Raw genomic sequence first — 2,246 nt, forward strand, 5'->3', positions numbered from 1 at the left:
CGCACCTGGCAACATCTCTCCTTTCTTATCTGTCTTGATAAACTGAATGCTGTACTTCTGTAACAGATCGTTACATTCCAGATTGATATCTATGTGCTTGTCAGTATCAAGAGATACCTCTCTATCTTCCGGATCGATCACATTAACCGTCGTTTCGATCGGATCATATCCTTTATACTTTCCTATATCTTTAAAGGAGATCGTTACTTTCTGCTTTCCTGCAGCTTCCGCTGTCTTTGGTGAAAAAGTCACATCATCATCCGTTACATCAGTAAGCTCCTGTTGTCCATCATCGTCGTAATTGCTGGAAAACGTGAAATCATCGGCATGATAGGTATCCCCTTTTGTAAAATCTGTTTTTGCAACTGAACTGATACCTGTAACCTGGGCATCTTTGTAATCATCGTCTGCCTTTACCATCTGATCCTGTGCATAGGTCGTCTTTAAGTTTGTACAGCCATAGAACATCTTTCGTACATCTTCCACATTTGAAGTATTAAAACTGGAAAGATCTAATTCTTTTAATCCGGTACAGTTGGCAAACATTTCAGACATATCTGCGACTTTGGATGTATCAATGTTCTTAAAATTGATCTTTGTCAGACTCTTGCACCCTGAGAACATCTTACTGGAGATCGTGTTCATGTAAATGACCTGATCTGCTTTCTGGGAGGAAATATAATAATCATTTCCATCTTTCCATAAGACGATACTTCCGTCTTTGTCCTGTGAAACGTCTTTGGTATCTGTTCCATCCGGAGCATTTTCCCATGTAAATGTAATACTTTCTGCATCCTGGATCTCCTGATTCAATGCTTCCCCTGTTTCCAGCACATAGATCCCGCCGTTTGGAGAAGGTGTATTGTTTCCATGTGGTTCTTCCACATCCGGAACATCCTCGGTATCTCGAATATCATTCATCGTTCCCGGTTTCGTATCCCAGTTGATCACAACCTCATGTTCTTCTGTATCAATACAATATCCATTTGGACCGGATATCTCTTTCACATAATAAGTTCCCTGATAAAAGTCCGTGGTATCTTTTCCATCGTCTCCTTTTCTGGTAAACTGTACGGCTTTGTCTTTCAATGTTGTTTTCTGGTCGATCAGAGTTCCTGCTTTCCATACAAGGGTTCCATCATCTTTCTTGATATCCTCTTTGGCATACAGGCCATAAACAGCTCCGCTGATCTGATCATCCTCATAAATAAAACTTCCATCCTCAAATCCACTTAGGGATTCTCCTGTCTTTTTCAGTGAGATTGATCCATAAACTGGTTCATCGGTATCTTCATAGGTGTAAGTACCATTTCCATCGCTGTCGTAATCTACACTTCGAAGATCTAAAGTAAATTCTTTCGCTGTATCATTTTTATTGTATCCATCCGGAGATTTTGTTTCTTTGATCTTGTAATGGCCATAAGGCAGCTTGCATGTCGCATATCCGTCTTTCATCGTTCCGGAGGTCAATCTTGCGATTTCTTTTCCATCATCATCGTAAATGACATATTCTGCATCATTTAACAGCTTCTTTGTTTCTTTGGAACGTTTTACCAGAACAAAATCGATCTCATTTTCCTGATCAACATAACTGTATTTGATCGTTTTTCCCTTATCTTTCTTGGTCAGCACGATGACCTGATCTTCTAAGAATGCATGTTTGTTCGAACCACTCTTCTGATGTAATGTGTACATTCCAAGAGCGATACCACTTGCTGTTGCGGTCCCATCTTCTCCTGTGGTCAGCGTTGTTACAACGTTTCCATCCTGATCGATTAGTTCAAAGACTGCTCCTGTTTCAGCTTCCGTTTTTGTATCGGATACTTTCTTTTCCTTTTTGATCTGGATCGATGCGGAATCGGAATATACATCTTTTGCAGTAAATTCATAAACTTTCATGCCATCGACTTCTTTTGGTTTATGATCTCTGGAATCATAAGCAGGTGCCAGATCATATCCTTCTGCCCCTTTTGTCTGGATCACAAGAAAATCATGGTCTGCTTTCAGATCTTCCAGTAAAAGACTTGCAGTTCCTTTGGCATCGGTTGTCAGTGTGCCGATCACGGCATCTTTTGACAGTGAATCGATATAAGCGGTACGGCTTTCTTCACTGCTCATATCTGCATCCTGATATCCACTTGCCTTTGATGCATCCAGTACAGCAAATTCCGCGGATACTTCGGCTTCTTCCACCTTATTTTTTTCCATTGTTTTCTTGATCATGAGTTTCTTTCCGATCCATGGAT

The 2,246-nt window shown here is 40.5% G+C and carries 1 protein-coding gene; it reads right to left on the reverse strand.

The window, feature by feature from the left end:
- Positions 1–2,223: SpaA isopeptide-forming pilin-related protein (locus OCV53_RS12210; protein WP_148368985.1), on the reverse strand; the 2,223-nt coding region annotated here is incomplete at its 3' end.
- Positions 2,224–2,246 lie beyond the last annotated feature (23 nt).

Origin of the sequence: Anaerostipes amylophilus (assembly GCF_025567365.1) — a bacterium.
Classification (GTDB): domain Bacteria; phylum Bacillota; class Clostridia; order Lachnospirales; family Lachnospiraceae; genus Anaerostipes; species Anaerostipes amylophilus.